Source organism: Pseudomonas fragi, from assembly GCF_025426255.1.
Taxonomy (GTDB): domain Bacteria; phylum Pseudomonadota; class Gammaproteobacteria; order Pseudomonadales; family Pseudomonadaceae; genus Aquipseudomonas; species Aquipseudomonas kulmbachensis.
The window spans coordinates 1,412,355-1,429,800 of record NZ_CP104861.1 but is presented as its reverse complement, the minus strand read 5'-3'; the positions used below and the strand labels follow the sequence as shown (position 1 = coordinate 1,429,800).

The window sequence follows — 17,446 nt, the reverse complement described above, 5'->3', positions numbered from 1 at the left end:
CTGCTGTGGGAGCGAGCTTGCTCGCTCCCACACATCCAGAGATCCGCTCACCAGTCCAGCTGAATCCGGCTTTCAAAAAAACGTTCTTCACCCATCCGCGGGTCGACAAAGCGCAAGCTCTGGGCCAGCAGCTTTAGCGGGTTGGCGTAGTCATCGACAGCATCCTTGAGTACCTCGGGGTAAAACGGGTCATTGCAGATTCCCGCCCCCAGTGCCGCCATATGCACCCGCAACTGGTGTTTTTTCCCGGTGACCGGGTACAGCGCATAACGCCACAAATCACCATTTTTCTCACAGAGATCGACCAAGGTTTCGGTATTGCTGACGCCCTGCCCTTCTTGCATCCGGAAAAACGGCTCACCTTCGACCAAGCGGCTTTTATGCACCAGCGGCAGTGCCAGATCAGGCAAGGCCCGAGCGATGGCTTCGTAGCGTTTTTCAATTTTTCGAGTGGGAAATAACGACTGATACGCCGAACGACTCTGCGGGTTAGCCGAGAACAGCACCAGGCCCGCTGTATGCCGGTCGATCCGGTGCAACGGCACCAGATGCGGGTTATCCAGCGTTCGGATCAAGCGTCGTAACAGCGTTTGCTCAACATACTCGCCCGCCGGGGTCACCGGCAGAAAGTGCGGCTTGTCGGCCACAACCAGATGCTCATCGGCATACAGGATGGTTTCTTGCACCGGGATCGGTGTTTCGTTGGGCACTTCGCGAAAATAGTGAATGCGCAGGCCTTCTTTATAGGCCAACTGTGGGCTGATCGGCGCGCCATTAGCGTCCAGGACCCGGCCACGGGCAATACGGTCGAGCCACTGGTCGCGGCTGATGGCGCGAAAATGCTCACACAGACAGTCGAGCACCGTCAGCCAGCTGCCTGGCGGCAGATACAAAGTGCTGGCTTGATGCTCGGCGGCGTTGAAAGGCTGGGGCGACATAGAGGAACTCGGACGATAAATGCAGCCGGCGATTATCGCGCAAAGACCCGGGGTTTATCCGAGAAAGTTCACCACTTGCTCAGCATCAAAAGGCCAGTCCAACTCCTGGCCCGTGTCTACCCGACGCAATACGGGTATACGCAGACCGTAACTTTCAAACAGCGCGTCGCTGTCAGCGATATCGACCAGTTCGACCATCAACCCATGCTCAACCAAAGGCATTAGAATCGCTTCGGCCAGCTCACACAGGTGGCAGCCCAAGGTGCCGAACAATTGACATTCGGGAGGCATAAATAACGACCTAAGTAATAAAGTGTTCATCTTAGGAGCCTTGCCGGGCGACGTCGACCCGTAGCAGATACCACCAGTCACTTCACTGATGTTGCAATACAATCGCTCTATTACGCTCCTTGCGACTACGCTTGACCCACATCAGCGACAGCCCTTCTCAATTGCCGGATGCTCGCGACCTTTTTACCCGACCTGACAGGGAAGTCTTCGTGTTTGCCAATCTACTCATCATTCTGGCCTCGTCGCTGGTGGTTATTGCCCTCTTTCGGCGCCTGAAGTTGCCGCCGGTGCTGGGTTATTTGTGTGTCGGCCTGTTAGTTGGCCCTACCGCACTGGACTGGATCAACGACAGCCCGGACTTGCCCGACCTGGCAGAACTTGGGGTGGTGTTTTTGCTGTTTTCCCTCGGGCTGGAGTTCTCTCTGCCCAAGATGCTCAAGCTGCGCCGGGTAGTGTTTGGGCTCGGCAGCCTGCAAGTGCTGTGCTGTGCAATTGCTCTGGGCGGTCTGTTGTATGGGTTTGGAATGAGCTTTAGCGGCGCGTTTTTGCTCGGTGCGGGGCTCGCGCTTTCGTCCACGGCAATCGTCAGCAAAGAACTCACCAGCCTGGGTGAAATTTTCAGTCGCCACGGCCAGAACGCAATTGGCGTGTTGCTGTTTCAAGACGTTGTCGCGGTGCTGTTGCTCACCCTGGTGCCCGTATTCGCAGGCAGTAGCGATCAGGCCTGGTATTGGGCCTTGCCAGTTACCTTGGGTAAAACGGTAATTTTATTTTTCGGGTTGCTGTTTGCCAGCCGCTTTCTGCTGCCGCGCCTGTTCCACGAAGTGGCCGCATCACGCTCCGCCGAGCTGTTCGTATTGTTGGCGCTGGTGATCGTACTGCTTACCGCATGGCTCACCCATCTGCTCGGGCTGTCACCCGCACTGGGCGCGTTTCTTGCCGGGATGCTACTGGGTGAAAGCCACTACCGGCACCAGATCGAAGCGGATATCAGGCCATTCCGGGACATCTTGCTGGGCCTGTTTTTTGTCAGCATCGGCATGCTGATTGACCTGCAACTTTTCGTCCACCACGGCCTCCTGATTTTGGGCCTGACTGTGGCCCTGATGCTGATCAAGGGCGCAGTAGTGGCAATACTGGTCAAACTGCGCGGCAGCGACGGTGAAACGGCCTGGCGCAGTGGTCTGGCGCTGGCCCAGGGCGGCGAATTCTGTTTTGCACTGATGGCGCAGATGCAACTCAACTCCCTGATCCCGCCCGATTTTGCCGCCTACCTGCTGGCTGCCACCTTCTGCTCAATGCTGCTGACGCCTTTGTTGCTAAGGGCCGCGCCAAAAATCGCAGCCCGTTTGCACCGCCAATCCTACGAAGAAGCCGAACTGGAGGAAATTACCGCACAAAGTGCCGAGCTGCACGACCACGTGGTGATGTGCGGTTATGGCCGAGTAGGCCAGTCCATCGGGCGTTTTCTAAGCCGCGAGCACAAGGACTTTGTCGCACTGGACTACGACCCTGATCGAATTCAGGAAGCAGCCAAAGCGCACAGCAGTGTGCATTACGGCGACGCCCGGCGGGGTGATTTACTGCGAGCCGTAGGCCTTGATCGCGCGCGACTGCTGGTGATTGCCGTAGACAATACCGAGGTGGCCATGAGCGTGCTCAAGGAGGCTCGACTGATAACCCTCGAGGTCCCGATCCTGGTCAGAACCCGCGACGATAGCCAACTCGCCGACCTCAAAGCCGCCGGGGCCACGGAAGTGGTGCCGGAACTCCTGGAGTCGAGCCTTATGCTCGCCTCCCACGCACTGGTCATGCTTGGCCTGCCAGAAAAAACCGTGCAACGCAGGGTGGATGAAGTGCGTCATAACCGCTATCACTTGCTGGAAGGCTGCTTTGAAAGCACTGACTCGCGTGATGCAGCAACCTCCCGCGAAAACGAATGATTTAAGGTAAGGTTTTACCCCTGTATCAAAATAAACCTCTCTGGCATGTGCATCCCGATAGCCCATGTAATGTCAGAGAAGCGAGTGAACCTTCACCGAAGGCCTACACTCGAACGATCATCAAGCCACTAACGGAGTTAATCATGGCCCGCAAAACAGCAAAGAATGCTCAAGAAATATTGATGGCCGATTTCCAGGCTCTGGTGCTCGACACTGAAAGGCTGCTGGAGCACTCCGCCTCCCTGGCCGGTGATCAGGCTGAAGAGCTGCGCGCACAGATCAAGGAAAGCCTGCTTAAAGCTCGTGAAACCATTGAAGAAACCAAAGGGTCTCTACAAGAACGTGGCCAGGCTGCCGTGGTGGCTGCTGAAGATTACGTTCAGACCAACCCTTGGCAGTCCGTGGGTATTGCAGCTGGCGTAGGTTTTTTGATTGGTCTGCTGGCAACTCGGCGCTGATATGACAGACGAATCCGGCTCCCCCCGTTCCTCACCGCGGCGCCTGGGTGCCGCGTTTCTAGGTCTGTTGCACAGCCATGTCGAACTGCTGGGCATCGAACTGCAAGAGCAAAAGGCGCGCACTGTCAGCCTGTTGTTATTTGCCGGGCTGGCACTGGTGTTCGGGTTACTGCTGCTGATCGGGCTGTCGGCGCTGGTGATGATTCTGCTCTGGGACAGTTACCGCATCAGCGGGATCCTCGGGCTTTGTCTGTTTTATACGCTGGCCGCGGTTTTCTGCGGGCTGCGTCTTAAAGCGGCGGTGTTCGACGAGTCCTCTCCTTTCAACGCCACGCTCGAAGAGCTGGCCAAAGACCGCGAGCGTTTGCTGCCATGAGCCTGCCTGAATTGCCGAAAAACGCCTCACGCCAGGAACTGCGCAAAACCTTGATTCGCCTGCGTATGGAAATGCACCGCCAAGAGATTCGTCATGAATCGCAACAGCTGCTGCAACCGTTGCAAAAAATGCGCGGGATGACCAGTAACTGGCAAGAAACCCTGGGGATCAAGCACGCTCCCTTGTGGGGGGTCGGGATTGTCACCCTGCTCGGTTTTCTGACCGGTAGAGGCGCCAAAAGCAAAAGCACTGACGGCACCTCTCGCTGGATTGGGCTGACTACCGGCCTGTTGCCACTGATCAAAATGGTCATACAGGCCACGCGCAAGCCTTGAGGCTGATGCTCTGTAGCCGCTGCCGCAGACTGCGGCAGGGGCCGTAGGACCTTCGTTGCAATGACAAGGACGGGGGTTGCTGCGTAGCCCAACGCAGCCTTCGCCAGCGACTACAGAATACTGCCCAGAAGCGATAAGCTGCGTGATCAGTCATTAACGGAGCACTGCGCCTTGGATTGGCAAACCCTGCTTAATCGCGAACGCCTCGGCAAACCGCACCACAGCCCGGAAGAACTCGGACGCAGCCCTTTTCACAAAGACCACGACCGGATTATCTTTTCGGGCGCATTTCGCCGCCTGGGACGCAAGACCCAGGTTCATCCGGTCAACAGTAACGATCACATCCATACCCGGCTCACCCACTCACTCGAAGTCAGCTGCGTCGGTCGCTCGCTGGGCATGCGCGTGGGCGAAACAATCCGCAGCGCCCTGCCTGAGTGGTGCGACCCCGCCGATCTGGGCATGGTGGTGCAATCGGCCTGCCTGGCACATGACATTGGCAACCCGCCCTTTGGTCACTCCGGGGAAGACGCCATTCGCAACTGGTTTGAACAAGCAGCCAAACGTGGCTGGCTGGATGACATGAGTGACGCTGAGCGCAATGATTTCTTGAGTTTTGAAGGCAACGCCCAGGGGTTTCGGGTGCTGACACAGCTTGAGTACCACCAGTTCGACGGCGGCACCCGCCTGACCCATGCAACCCTGGGCACCTTTCTCAAGTACCCCTGGACAGCACGCCACGCCGACTCGCTGGGCTATAAAAAGCACAAGTTCGGCTGCTATCAAAGTGAGCTGCACCTGCTCGAAGGTATTGCCCACAAGCTGGGGCTGCCACAAATAGAAGACCAGCGTTGGGCGCGCCATCCCTTGGTGTACTTGATGGAGGCAGCCGATGACATCTGTTACGGGTTGATCGATCTTGAAGATGGTCTGGAGATGGATCTGCTGCAATACGCGGAAGTCGAAGCCCTGCTCTTGGACCTGGTGGGCGATGACTTGCCACAAACCTATCGCCAGCTCGGCCCAAGGGACTCAGAGCGCCGCAAGCTGGCGATCCTGCGTGGCAAGGCCATTGAGCATCTGACCAACGCTGCGGCACAGGCCTTTGTCGAACAGCAGGATGCGCTGCTGGCAGGTACATTGCCGGGGGATCTGGTCGAGCATATGCACGGCCCGGCAAAGCGCTGCGTGCTGGATGCCAAAGACATGGCGCGCAAGAAAATCTTCCAGGACAAACGCAAGACCCTGCACGAAATCGGCGCCTATACCACCCTCGAAATCCTGCTCAATGCCTTCTGCGGCGCAGCGCTGGAACAGCATGGCGGACGCGCGCCTTCCTTCAAGAACCGCCGCATCCTCGATTTGTTGGGTAATAACGCCCCCGATCCACACTGGCCATTGCATCGTTCGTTTATGCGCATCATCGACTTTATCGCTGGCATGACCGATGGTTACGCCACTGAAATGGCCAGAGAAATGACCGGCCGCTCCAGCCCCACCTGACAACGGTTGCCCGCCCTTGTGAAAAGGGTGGGCACAACCAAATGCCATGCCCCACCAATTATCTGCAAACACTTATTGAAACGCACAAACAACACAAAAAAAACACCATATAGACAACAAGTAACACAGCGTAGGAAATAACCTAAAACAACACAATCATATAGCCTTACACATTAAACATCCGCCTAGCCCCGCAATTAAACTATTTATACACTTCAAACATTCCGTGAGCTCACGCCTTATTTGGCGTAGGAAAACTCCCATACTACGTTTGTAGGCGACTCGAATCGTGCCCCCATCCTTATAACTGAGCTAAGGTGCGCGCTTTCTATGAAGCATTTTATGGGGAATTAATATGAGCACAGTTTTTATTGTCGACGACCATCCGGTTATTCGGCTGGCCATTCGTATGTTGTTAGAGCATGAAGGTTATGAAATAGTCGGGGAAACCGACAATGGTGTAGATGCAATGCAAATGGTCCGCGAGTGCGTCCCCGACCTGATAATTCTTGATATCAGCATTCCAAAACTTGATGGCCTGGAAGTATTGGCGCGTTTCAGCTCCATGAACTCCACTCTGAAAACCCTGGTCCTGACCGCTCAATCACCGACGCTTTTCGCCATGCGCTGCATGCAGTCCGGTGCTGCTGGATTTGTGTGCAAACAAGAAGAACTGAGTGAACTTGTCAGTGCAATAAAAGCTGTATTCTCAGGCTACAATTACTTTCCCAGCCAGGCATTGACTCCTGAAAAAAACGAAGACGATAACCTCTCGGAAATCGACCTATTCAAACTAGTCAACGATCGAGAGCTCATGGTCCTGAAGCTGTTTGCACAAGGAAAAACAAACAAGGAAATAGCCACCGGAATGTTTCTCAGCAACAAAACCGTGAGCACTTACAAAAAGCGACTTATGCAAAAACTTAAAGCCAATTCACTGGTTGATCTTATTGAACTGGCCAAACGTAACGCCCTGGTGTGAGAAATAGGATGCCCACGCGGTTAAACAAATATCTATCACTGCTCGCAGGATTAATCCTGTGCATGCCCGTGTTTGCCGAGCCAACCCGCACTGAAACATTTTCATTGCTCAGCCGCTCGGGCACCTATCACATGGAAGTACCTCTGGATAAAACCCAACGTCACTGGCTGCGGGAAAAACGCGAACTCCAGGTTGGCACCTCCACTGCGGACTATCCTCCCTTCGACATGACCGACAGCGGTCATGACTATGAAGGCTTCACAGCCGATTACCTGGGCATTCTTGCTAGAGCCCTCAGCGTATCGGTCAAGGTTCAGCGCTTCCCTACCAGAGACGCGGCCATCAAGGCCCTTGAAGAGGGCAGGATTGACCTCCTGGGTACTTCAAATGGCTTTGAGGCCGCCAACCAGAACCTGTTGCTCTCCACACCGTATGCCATCGACCAACCTGTACTGGTGACCCGCGAGGGTGAAACACGCTCGCTCTCCCAAGGCCTGGCTGGCTTGCGCTTAAGCATGGTTTACCATTACCTGCCACTGGATGAGGTCAAGGCGCTTTACCCCAATGCGATCATTCAGTCCTACCCCTCTTATCAAAACGCTATTAATGCCGTGGCATTCGATCAGGCCGATGTGTTTCTGGGGGACACGGTGTCGACCCATTACATGATCAACAAGGGGTATCTGAAGAACATCAAAATGGCCAACTTCGGCAAACACGAAGCCCATGGTTTCAGCTTTGCCGTACGCCGTGACAACACGCAACTGCTCGACATCATCAACCAGGCACTCAAGGCCGTGCCCGACAGCGAGCAAGAAAGCATTGCCAAACGCTGGAGCGCAGGCAGTGACATTTTAATGTCCGATCAAAAATTGCAGCTTTCAGAACGCGAAGAGCGCTGGCTGGCCCTGCACCCGGTGGTAAAAGTGGTGGTCAACGAAACCCTGGCACCGCTGACATTCTTTGATGCCAACGGCAATTTCAGGGGCATTACCGCCGATCTGCTGGAGATGATTCGCCTGCGTACCGGACTGCGCTTCGAGATACAGCACGCGAACAGCATCAGCAGCATGATCCAGATGATCAATCAGCACGAAACCGACATCATCTCGGCCATCAGCCCGTCTGTTACCCGGGAAGACACCCTCAATTTCAGTCGCCCTTACCTCGTGAACTCGTTTGTCCTGCTCACGGCAAAAGAATATGAACACCCCAAAAATCTTGAGCAACTGGCGGGTAAAAAACTGGCCCTGCCCCAAGGCAACCCCCTGATCCCTTACCTGCGCCGTGAATACCCGCAGATAACACTGATCGAAACCGAGAACATCTATCGCGCCACAGAACTGCTGGCCGAGGGAAAAGTGCAAGGTGCGGTCAACACGCTGGTGATCGCCAATTACTTACTGGCCTCACAAGTGTTCCAGGACCGGTTGCAGATCAGCGCCACCATTGGCACTCAGCCTGCAACGTTTTCCCTCGCCACCGCACGCGGTGCCACCGAGTTGAGCTCGATCCTCAACAAGGCGCTACTGAGCATTGCACCTGACGAACTGGGTATCATCAACAGTCGCTGGCGCGGCTACGTCCCGGCAACTGACAGCTACTGGCGCAACTACCACCGCCTGATTTACCAGATCATTATTGGCACCAGCCTTTTACTGTTGCTGTCATTGATCTGGAATGCCTATATGCGGCGCCAGATTCGCCAGCGGAAAATCGCCGAACGGGCACTCAGTGATCAGTACGAATTTATGCGAGCGCTGGTCAATGGCACGCCTCATCCAATTTATGTGCGTGATCGCCAAGGCATTCTGAAAACCTGTAACGACAGCTACTTAAGCGCCTTTTCGGCCAAGCGCGAAGAGATCATAGGCAAAACGGTGATGCAAACCTGCAGCCTTCTGAACAATGAGTGCGAAGCCCACGATTATCAGGCCGATTACCTGCGTGTCATGCGTGAAGGCACACCGCTCATCCTTGATCGCCCGCTGAAGATTGGCGATAAAAACCTCACTATCTATCACTGGATCCTCCCCTACCGGGATTCGCTGGGCGAAGTACAGGGCATCATCGGCGGCTGGATTGATATCAGTGAGCGCCGCCAGCTTCTGGATGAACTGCGCACCGCCAAAGAGCTGGCAGATGATGCCAACCGAGCCAAAAGCACCTTCCTGGCAACCATGAGCCATGAAATCCGCACGCCGATGAATGCCGTTATCGGTTTGCTTGAGCTCACCTTGAAACGTGCCGATCAGGGACATCTCGACCGACCCTCCATTGAAGTTGCCTACAACTCGGCCAAAGACCTGCTGGAGTTGATTGGCGACATCCTTGATATCGCCCGCATCGAATCCGGGCGGCTGAACCTGTCACCGGAACGGGTCAACCTGCGCTATCTGGCCAATTCCGTGATCCGGGTGTTTGATGGTCTGGCCCGACAAAAAAACCTCACGCTCTGCCTGATATTCAACCCTGAAACCCATGCGCCCGATGTACTGATAGACCCGCTTCGATTCAAGCAAATTCTGACCAATCTGATCAGCAATGCGATCAAGTTCACCCTGCACGGCCAGGTGACGCTCGAACTCGATCTGCTGCCTGTCACTACCCCTGACCAGGTTGAACTTCAGTTAAGCGTTACAGACACCGGCATTGGCATCAGTGACCGCGATCAGGCACGACTGTTCGAACCCTTTGCCCAAGTTGAGAACAGCGGCCAACTGGCACTCAATGGCGCAGGTCTAGGCTTGGTAATCTGTCGCAGCCTGTGCGAAATGATGGGCGGCACCCTCGAACTGAACAGCCAGCCAAACGTCGGTACAACGGTGCAGATAAACCTCAAAATACCTGCTTTGGCGCCCGCCATGACCCTCTCCACGCAAGAGCCGACAATCACCCCGGCCGCTCGCCAACTGAATGTACTGGTGGTGGATGACCACCCCGCCAATCGTTTGTTGATGTGCCAACAATTGGGATTCCTGGGGCATCGATTTATTACCGAACACGATGGTGCAGCAGGCCTGAAAACCTGGAAAGCAGGTGCGTTCGACCTGGTCATTGCAGACTGCAACATGCCGATCATGAACGGTTATGACCTGACTCGCGCCATCCGCCAGCACGAGCAGGCTTCGCAGCAAAAGCCATGCACGGTGCTGGGGTTTACCGCAAATGCCCAACCTGAAGAGCGCCAGCGCTGCAAGCAGGCCGGGATGGACGACTGCCTGTTCAAGCCCATTAGTCTGACCCTCTTGAGTCAACGCTTGAGCACGCTTGAACCGCTCAATATCTGCCCTGAGGTGTTCAGCGTCGAATGCATCTACTCGCTTTCAGGACGCGACGAAACACGCACAACACGTTTGCTGCAAGAGCTGTTACTCAGCAACCGCGAGGATCTCGTGGCGCTGCTTGAACTACCTGACGACGGGGAGTTGCAAGCGTTTGTCGATATTGCTCACCGGATCAAAGGCGCTGCCAGGATCGTCGGAGCCCATGCCCTAATCAAGCACTGTGAAGCCCTGGAGCACGCCAACCTCTCGAACCTCGGGCAGATTCGTGATGAGGTGAAAGCCGCCATGCAAACGCTGGAGCAGGCACTAACCCTGCAACTTGAGAAACTGGCCAACAGCACCTGAGCCCCTCCTGGCGCCGCTGGGCCAATCAAAGAGCGCATTGGCCCGGAGTAACTATGCTTACAGGCACCAGCACGCAGATATCTGCGGAGAAACATCTCATGCGCAACCCTGCGCACGCCCACAAGCATCAGTTCCCGCTGCATGTCCACATTAGTGCGATGTTTACATTTCTGTTGCTCATGCTGGGCACCGTGCTGGGCGTGTTCAACTACCAGCAAACAACCCGCATTATTCTCGGCAGCAGCCAGGATCTGTTTCGCCATATCGAGCAGGTGGTGCAACTCGACTTACTGAACGCCTATCAACCGATACGTAATGTACTGAACCTGTTGGCCCTCAATCCAAATGTCACAACGGATCACGTCGAGTTTAGAACCAGGCTGCTTCAACCCTTTGGACAAATACTCGCAGACAACCCCACGCTGGCAGCGCTCTACATTGGAGATGACAACGGAAATTTTTTCCTCGTCAGAGCCTTGCGTGATCAGGCCACCAGACGCCAGGTTCAAGCCCCACCACAAGCCAGCTACCAGGCCTGGACCATAAACCGCTCTGCACAACAAGCCACGGTCGAGTCAAAAATCCAGTTTTTGGATGCCTCCATGGCACTGTTGGAACAGCGAAGCATCCCCAATGAAACCTATGACCCTCGCGCCCGGAGCTGGTTTATTCCGGCGCTAGCCGATAACAACCAAACCACCACTCGACCTTATTTGTTTTTCACCACTCACGAAGTCGGCACGACGTTAGCCAAACGCAGCGCTGCAAACACGGTGCTCGGGGCAGACGTAACCCTTTCAGAGTTATCAGGCATCCTCGCCAAGCATCAGGCTACGCCCGGTACGCAACTGGTTTTGTTCGGTGACGATGGCCGTGCAGTCGCTTATCCGGATATCAGCAAGTTGTTAACCGCCAAGGATCCCACGCAACTGCCCAAAGTCTCGGAGCTGAGTCCGGCCCTAAGCTATCTGATGAGTCATGGAGCCGACGCGCAGCAACGTCTAAACGACGGCCAACGCCAATGGATTGTTTCGACGCTCAAGGTGAACGACGGCAGCTCCAATGGCTTGAAACTGGCCATGATGATCCCGGAAGACGAACTGCTGGCCGATGCCTACAAGCTGCGATGGCAAGGTGCTCTAGTGACCCTGGCCATCCTGCTGCTGTGCCTGCCACTGGGCTGGCTGGCGTCCCGAATGCTGGTCAGGCCCTTGCAGGCACTGGTGCGCGAAGCCGATGCCATTCGGCGGTTCGATTTCAGCTATCCGCTCAAGCAGCAGTCGCCCGTGCTCGAAATCGATCTGCTGGAGGCGTCTATGGGGCGTATGAAGGAAACGCTCGCCAGCTTCTTTGAAATCACCTCCAGCCTATCGGCGCACACCCGGTTTGAACCTTTATTGCATTCAGTCCTGTTTGAAACCCTAAAGATCGCTCAGGCACAGGCCAGCCTGATCTACCTTACAAAAAACGACAGTACGCAACTGGAACTTAACGGATTGATCATCAATGGCCAGCCCCATGACCTGACAATCCTGCCACAGACTGCACTGAACCCTGACGACAGCCAGAGCCCGGAGTGGCTGCGGGCTCTGTGCCAAGGCAATGACAGTATTACCCGTGCGTTCAACTTTGAGCAGGCGGGCTATTTGCAACCGGTGATGCAAGCACTGGACAGTCACAGTATCCACGTGATCGGTATTCGCCTGCATAACCGCCACAGCGAAACCGTAGGCATTCTGGTACTGATGCTGAACGACAGTGGCTCCAGTGTCGAACAGGATAACGTGCAGGCTGACCGGGTGGCCTTTATCCAGGCTGTGGCGGGCACAGCCGCAGTCGCGATTGAAAGTCAGCGCCTGCAAGCCAACCAAAAGCAATTGCTGGATGCATTGATTCAACTGCTGGCGGGCGCTATCGACGCCAAAAGCCCATATACCGCCAGCCATTGCCAACGGGTTCCGACCCTCACTCTGATGCTGGCCCGAGCAGCCGCGGCGAACCAGCAGCCACCATTCGAGCAATACAACCCCACGGATGAACAATGGGAAGCCCTGCGCATCGCCGCCTGGCTACATGACTGCGGCAAAGTCACGACGCCCGAGTACGTAGTCGACAAAGCCACCAAGCTTGAAACTCTGTACGACCGTATTCACGAGATCCGTACCCGCTTTGAAGTGCTCAAACGCGATACGTGGATCAACTACTGGCAAGCGCACGCCTTGGGCGGTAACGAGCAACAGCTGGCAGAACTGCGCGATACCAGCTTGGCGGCGCTGGATGACGACTTCAGCTTCGTCGCCCGCTGCAATCTAGGTGGCGAGGCCATGCTGGAGGCTGATCTTGAGCGTTTGGACGTTATTTCCCTGCGTACCTGGAGCCGAACTCTGGATGATCGCCTGGGAGTCTCCTGGGAAGAAAACAAACGCCAGTCCACCCGCGAGGAGCAAGACCTGCCGGTTACGGAAAAGTTGCTGGCCGACAAACCCGAGCACCTGTTTCATCGCCCCGAAGCCGACGTGATTGCGCCAGAAAACCCCTGGGGCTTCAAACTCGACGTACCGCAATACAAGTTCAACCGGGGCGAGTTGCACAACTTGAGCATTAAACGCGGCACTTTGACCGGCGAAGAACGCTACATCATCAACAATCACATCGTTCAAACCATCCTTATGCTCAGCAGCCTGCCGTTGCCTGGTTACTTGAGCAACATTACTGAAATCGCGGGAGGCCATCACGAAAAAATGGACGGCAGCGGTTATCCAAAACGCTTGAAGCGTGAGGAGATGAGCCTGGAGTCACGGATGATGGCGATTGCCGATATTTTCGAAGCACTGACTGCTTCGGACCGCCCCTATAAACGCAGCAAGACGTTAAGTGAAGCGCTGAGCATCATGGCCACCATGTGCCGCGATGCTCATATTGACCCGCAGCTGTTCGCACTATTCATGCACGAACAGGTGTATATGCAGTACGCCCAGCAGTTTCTCGACCCCCAGCAAATCGATTCGATTGATATCGACGCGCTAATGCTAAAGGCCGGGCTGACGGGGTTTTAGCACTCGCTCAGGCGCAAAAAGATCGCAGCCAGCGCTTCAACCCCTTGCTGGTCTTGCTCGCTAAACCGGCCGATGCTTGGACTGTCCAGATCGAGAACGCCGATCAGACGGCCATCCTTGATCAGCGGAACAACCAACTCACTGTTTGAGGCGCTGTCGCAAGCAATATGCCCGGCAAACGCGTGCACATCCTCTACCCGCTGTGTTTGCCTGCTCGCTGCCGCAGCCCCGCAAACGCCACGCCCAAAGGGAATGCGCACGCAGGCAATCTGCCCCTGGAACGGGCCCAGCACCAGCTCTTCATTGCGATTGAGGTAAAACCCGGCCCAGTTCAGATCATCCAGCTGGTGATACAAAAACGCCGAAAACTGCGCTGCGTTGGCAATAAAGTCACGTTCATCTGCCAACAACGACTCCAACTGCGCCTGTAACAGGGTGTAGCCGTCCAGGCCTGCACCTGTGGCGTTCAAATCAATCATGCGCTTGCTCCAACAATTTCAAACCAACCCAATACCGCGCGAACTGATAAGCGCAACGACCGTTACGGTTGCCGCGCCCGGTAGCCCAGCGCACAGCCAGGATATCCAGCGCCTCGTCGCGCTGCCACTGCAAACCGGCCTTGCTGGCCAGCACGTCAATCCAGTGCTCGACCACACTCAGAAAGTGTTCCTGAGTAAATGGATAGAAAGACAGCCAAAGACCGAAACGGTCGGACAAGGCGATCTTGTCTTCCACTGCCTCGTTAGGGTGCAGCTCACCGTCGACGTTCTTCCAGTTTTCGTTGTCGCTTTCCTTTTCCGGCACCAGGTGGCGACGGTTTGACGTTGCGTAGAGCAAAACGTTATCCGGCGCTTGCTCCAACGAACCATCAAGCACACTTTTCAGTACCCGGTAATCACTCTCGCCAGCTTCGAAGGACAAATCATCGCAAAACAGCACAAAGCGCTGCGGTAAACCCTGCAGCTGCTCGACCACACGCGGCAGGTCGGCCAGGTGATCGCGCTCGATTTCAATCAGGCGCAAGCCAGCCCCGGCATATTCAGCGAGCAGAGCCCGGATGATCGAAGACTTGCCTGTACCCCGTGAGCCCCACAGCAGAGCATGGTTGGCCGGTAAACCATCAAGGAACTGTTTAGTGTTGCGGCTCAACTGATCACGCTGTTTATCGACGCCAATCAGGTCCGTAAGGCGCATCTCGAGACTGACCTGCAGCGGCATCAGATAACCTGAGCGACCCTCGCGCTGCCACCGGGCGGCCAGGCAGTCGTTCCACTCAATCGATTCGCGCTGCGCGGGCAGCAGGGGTTCCAGACGTGCAAGCACTGCCTCGGCCCGCTCCAGAAAGGCATCCAGTTTAGAATTCACAACATTTCCTCAGACTGATACACAATGATGGCATATAGCCATGAGTAGACATTTACCCCTCATCCACGTCATGACTCAATTGGTTAGCCATATTTACCGCAGTTTTGCCTGCCGGTTAACCCACTAATCGACTACTCTTGCACGCCGCAAGGAAATGGAAACAGGTGCAGCACCCCATGGATCTAAAACTCACCCAGCGCCTGTCTTTCAAACAAGCAAAGCTGACTGTGCTGGTCGGTTTGGTTCTAGGGGCCATGCTGAGCCTGCTGCAGATCGGCATTGATTATGCCAGTGAAAACGCAGCCATCGATCGCGAAATCCAGTCACTGCTAGAGATCAGTCATAACCCGGCTTCGCGCATTGCCTACAACCTGGATTCAGAGCTCGCCCAGGAGCTGTTGCTGGGTCTGTTGCGCTCACCGGCGATTATCAGCGCACAGATCACCGACAGTGACAACGTGATCCTCGCCTCGGTACAGGATCAACCTGAAAGAGGGCGCTATCGAGCGCTCAGCGATTTCCTGTTTGGTTCCAACCGCTCATTTGCGCAGCGACTGTACTTCAATACCCTGCCCGAACACAGCATGGGCGAATTGCGCCTTGAGGTGGATACCTACCCCTTTGGCAAGCGGTTCTTGCAGCGGGCGGAAGTCACGCTACTCAGCGGTTTTATTCGCGGTGTCATTCTGACTTTCATCCTCCTGGGCCTGTTTTACGTGATGCTGACCAAACCCCTGGTCCGCGTCATTCGTGAGATCAGCAACAGCAAGCCGGGGGACCCCGAGCAATCGAAGGTGCACTGCCCTCCCGGCCACGAGGACGATGAAATCGGGGTGCTGGTCAATACCGCCAATCAGCAGTTCGAGGCCATGACCCGCGAGATGGAATATCGACGTCGCGCCGAGAACCGCCTGACCGAGTACCTGGCTCAACTGGAAAACATCGTCTCGGTGCGTACCCAGGAGCTGGAAGCGATTAACGATCAACTGCGTCATTCCAACGAAGAGCTGGAAGCGGCACGCAGCAATGCACTGGAAATGGCCCAGGCCCGGTCGGCATTCCTGGCCAATATGAGCCACGAAATACGCACGCCGCTCAATGGCTTGCTGGGGATGCTGGCACTGTGTCTGGACAGCCCGCTGAATGCCGAGCAACACCAGCAGCTGTCGATTGCCCACGACTCGGGCAAGGTCCTGGTCGAACTGCTGAATGACATTCTCGACCTGTCAAAATTCGACGCAGGCCAACTGGAGCTGGAGCATATAGCCTTCGATCTGGGCACCCTGATCGAAGATACCGCCAACCTGTTATCGCAGAACGCAGCGCCCAGCGTAGAGCTGACGTGCTTGATCGACCCGGACTTCCCGGCCTTGGTCCTGGGCGACCCGACCCGGGTACGCCAGATTGTCAGCAATCTGTTATCCAATGCACTGAAGTTCACCCGGTTCGGGCGGGTCGATGTGCGCCTGAGCGCGAAAAATGATCAGGTATGTATCGAAGTGCGTGACACCGGAATCGGGATCGCACAGGAAGCCCAAGCCAGAATATTCAGGCCCTTCACCCAGGCCGGAGCCGGTATCACTCGCCAGTTTGGCGGCACCGGGCTGGGGCTGGCACTGACCAACAGCCTGTGTGAGGTCATGCAGGGGCGACTGACCATCAGTTCGGAAGTCGGCTTTGGCAGCCAGTTTTGTGCCGAGCTGCCCTTACCCTGTCATACCCCTGCCATCACGTTAAACCCGCTATGCGGGCGGGTGGTGGTTGTGAGTGCCGCGAGCAGCGGCCTGAGCGAACTGCTCGGCAGCTATCTGCCGCTTTGGGGGGTGGACTTTAAACGCTATTCCATGGACGACTCACTGGCCGGTACCGACCCGCACCTGTTGATCACCGACTGTCCGGAATGCTTGTTTGGCCTGCGACCCGCCATCACGGCACCGATCCTGCTGGTCACCGCCTACGGCAACTTCATGCCCAGCGACCAGGTCAATGCACTGGCGCCCCTGCAACAAAAAGCCAGGCCTCTTTCGCGCTATGCCCTGTACAAAACCTTGCAGCACTTGTTGCTAAGAGATGATCAGGAGAGCCCGGGCGCTCGAACCAGCAGCACACCTGTTGCGCACCGCGCACGGATACTGCTGGTCGAAGACAACCCGGTCAACCAACTGGTGGCCAAGGGCATGTTGAGCAAACTGGGATGTGAGGTGGTGGTTGCAGCCCACGGCGGCGAAGCTCTGAGCCAGTTGGAGCAGAACGGGTTTGATCTGGTACTGATGGACTGCAATATGCCGGTAATGGATGGCTACGAAGCCACTCGGCAAATTCGCCACCGCGGACGCTGGCCAAAATTGCCCATCGTCGCGCTGACGGCCAACGCCATGCCCGAAGAACGCGAGCGCTGCCGCTCGGCGGGGATGAACGACTACCTGGCCAAACCGTTTCGGCGCGAAGAACTCGCCGCCCTGATCGACACCTGGGTGCCGCCAAAGGCGTAAAAAACAACGCTAGACCTGTAGCAGCTGCCGAAGGAACGAGGCTGCGTTCGGCTGCGCAGCAGTCGTAAAACCATT

13 protein-coding genes are annotated in these 17,446 nt (G+C 55.9%); 9 read left to right on the top strand and 4 right to left on the bottom strand.

Going from position 1 to position 17,446, the window contains the following annotated elements; all coding sequences use genetic code 11:
- Positions 1–47: 47 nt before the first annotated feature.
- On the bottom strand, positions 48–938 hold the full coding sequence (locus tag N7D90_RS06720) for a pseudouridine synthase (protein WP_261741431.1): 891 nt from the start codon (positions 936–938) through the stop codon (positions 48–50).
- Between the two features lie 54 nt (positions 939–992).
- The gene (locus tag N7D90_RS06715; RefSeq protein ID WP_261741430.1) at positions 993–1,229 is read right to left on the bottom strand and encodes a glutaredoxin family protein; all 237 of its coding nucleotides are present in this window, start codon (positions 1,227–1,229) and stop codon (positions 993–995) included.
- 209 nt (positions 1,230–1,438) lie between these two features.
- On the opposite strand from N7D90_RS06715, the gene N7D90_RS06710 reads away from it, so the two are divergent.
- The 8 genes from N7D90_RS06710 to N7D90_RS06675 all read left to right on the top strand — a co-directional run bounded on the left by N7D90_RS06710 (position 1,439) and on the right by N7D90_RS06675 (position 13,514).
- Positions 1,439–3,172, top strand: coding sequence for a cation:proton antiporter (locus N7D90_RS06710; protein WP_261741429.1), 1,734 nt, complete (start codon positions 1,439–1,441; stop codon positions 3,170–3,172).
- Between the two features lie 143 nt (positions 3,173–3,315).
- The gene (locus tag N7D90_RS06705; protein ID WP_261741428.1) at positions 3,316–3,630 is read left to right on the top strand and encodes a YqjD family protein; all 315 of its coding nucleotides are present in this window, start codon (positions 3,316–3,318) and stop codon (positions 3,628–3,630) included.
- Between the two features lies 1 nt (position 3,631).
- Positions 3,632–4,006 carry a phage holin family protein gene (locus tag N7D90_RS06700; RefSeq protein WP_261741427.1) on the top strand — a complete coding sequence of 125 codons (375 nt, stop codon included), beginning with the start codon at positions 3,632–3,634 and terminating at the stop codon, positions 4,004–4,006.
- Positions 4,003–4,341 carry a hypothetical protein gene (locus N7D90_RS06695; protein WP_261741426.1) on the top strand — a complete coding sequence of 113 codons (339 nt, stop codon included), beginning with the start codon at positions 4,003–4,005 and terminating at the stop codon, positions 4,339–4,341. The genes N7D90_RS06700 and N7D90_RS06695 overlap by 4 nt, the downstream gene beginning before the upstream one ends.
- A gap of 171 nt (positions 4,342–4,512) precedes the next feature.
- The gene (locus N7D90_RS06690) at positions 4,513–5,844 is read left to right on the top strand and encodes a deoxyguanosinetriphosphate triphosphohydrolase (RefSeq protein WP_261741425.1); all 1,332 of its coding nucleotides are present in this window, start codon (positions 4,513–4,515) and stop codon (positions 5,842–5,844) included.
- Between the two features lie 355 nt (positions 5,845–6,199).
- Positions 6,200–6,826 (top strand): response regulator transcription factor, encoded by a 627-nt coding sequence (locus tag N7D90_RS06685; protein ID WP_261741424.1) that lies wholly within the window; start codon positions 6,200–6,202, stop codon positions 6,824–6,826.
- An 8-nt stretch (positions 6,827–6,834) separates the two neighbouring features.
- Positions 6,835–10,458 carry a transporter substrate-binding domain-containing protein gene (locus tag N7D90_RS06680; RefSeq protein ID WP_261741423.1) on the top strand — a complete coding sequence of 1,208 codons (3,624 nt, stop codon included), beginning with the start codon at positions 6,835–6,837 and terminating at the stop codon, positions 10,456–10,458.
- A 98-nt stretch (positions 10,459–10,556) separates the two neighbouring features.
- Positions 10,557–13,514, top strand: coding sequence for an HD domain-containing phosphohydrolase (locus N7D90_RS06675; protein ID WP_261741422.1), 2,958 nt, complete (start codon positions 10,557–10,559; stop codon positions 13,512–13,514).
- Here N7D90_RS06675 and N7D90_RS06670 read toward each other — a convergent pair.
- Together N7D90_RS06670 and N7D90_RS06665 are read right to left on the bottom strand one after the other, a co-directional pair.
- On the bottom strand, positions 13,511–13,993 hold the full coding sequence (locus tag N7D90_RS06670) for a GAF domain-containing protein (RefSeq protein WP_261741421.1): 483 nt from the start codon (positions 13,991–13,993) through the stop codon (positions 13,511–13,513). The genes N7D90_RS06675 and N7D90_RS06670 overlap by 4 nt on opposite strands.
- Positions 13,986–14,879, bottom strand: a complete 894-nt coding sequence (locus tag N7D90_RS06665) for an ATP-binding protein (RefSeq protein ID WP_261741420.1) — start codon at positions 14,877–14,879, stop codon at positions 13,986–13,988. The genes N7D90_RS06670 and N7D90_RS06665 overlap by 8 nt, the downstream gene beginning before the upstream one ends.
- 176 nt (positions 14,880–15,055) lie before the next feature.
- Here N7D90_RS06665 and N7D90_RS06660 point away from each other — a divergent pair, with 176 nt between their 5' ends.
- Complete coding sequence (locus N7D90_RS06660; RefSeq protein ID WP_261741419.1) at positions 15,056–17,371, top strand: response regulator; 2,316 nt, start codon at positions 15,056–15,058, stop codon at positions 17,369–17,371.
- Positions 17,372–17,446: the final 75 nt, after the last annotated feature.

Excerpts from the sequence above, each read along its gene's own strand:
- N7D90_RS06720 (WP_261741431.1), bottom strand. The coding sequence starts at position 938 with ATGTCGCCCCAGCCTTTCAACGCCGCCGAGCATCAAGCCAGCACTTTG.
- N7D90_RS06715 (WP_261741430.1), bottom strand. The coding sequence starts at position 1,229 with ATGCCTCCCGAATGTCAATTGTTCGGCACCTTGGGCTGCCACCTGTGT.
- N7D90_RS06705 (WP_261741428.1), top strand. The coding sequence starts at position 3,316 with ATGGCCCGCAAAACAGCAAAGAATGCTCAAGAAATATTGATGGCCGAT.
- N7D90_RS06700 (WP_261741427.1), top strand. The coding sequence starts at position 3,632 with ATGACAGACGAATCCGGCTCCCCCCGTTCCTCACCGCGGCGCCTGGGT.
- N7D90_RS06695 (WP_261741426.1), top strand. The coding sequence starts at position 4,003 with ATGAGCCTGCCTGAATTGCCGAAAAACGCCTCACGCCAGGAACTGCGC.
- N7D90_RS06685 (WP_261741424.1), top strand. The coding sequence starts at position 6,200 with ATGAGCACAGTTTTTATTGTCGACGACCATCCGGTTATTCGGCTGGCC.
- N7D90_RS06680 (WP_261741423.1), top strand. The coding sequence starts at position 6,835 with ATGCCCACGCGGTTAAACAAATATCTATCACTGCTCGCAGGATTAATC.
- N7D90_RS06675 (WP_261741422.1), top strand. The coding sequence starts at position 10,557 with ATGCGCAACCCTGCGCACGCCCACAAGCATCAGTTCCCGCTGCATGTC.
- N7D90_RS06670 (WP_261741421.1), bottom strand. The coding sequence starts at position 13,993 with ATGATTGATTTGAACGCCACAGGTGCAGGCCTGGACGGCTACACCCTG.
- N7D90_RS06660 (WP_261741419.1), top strand. The coding sequence starts at position 15,056 with ATGGATCTAAAACTCACCCAGCGCCTGTCTTTCAAACAAGCAAAGCTG.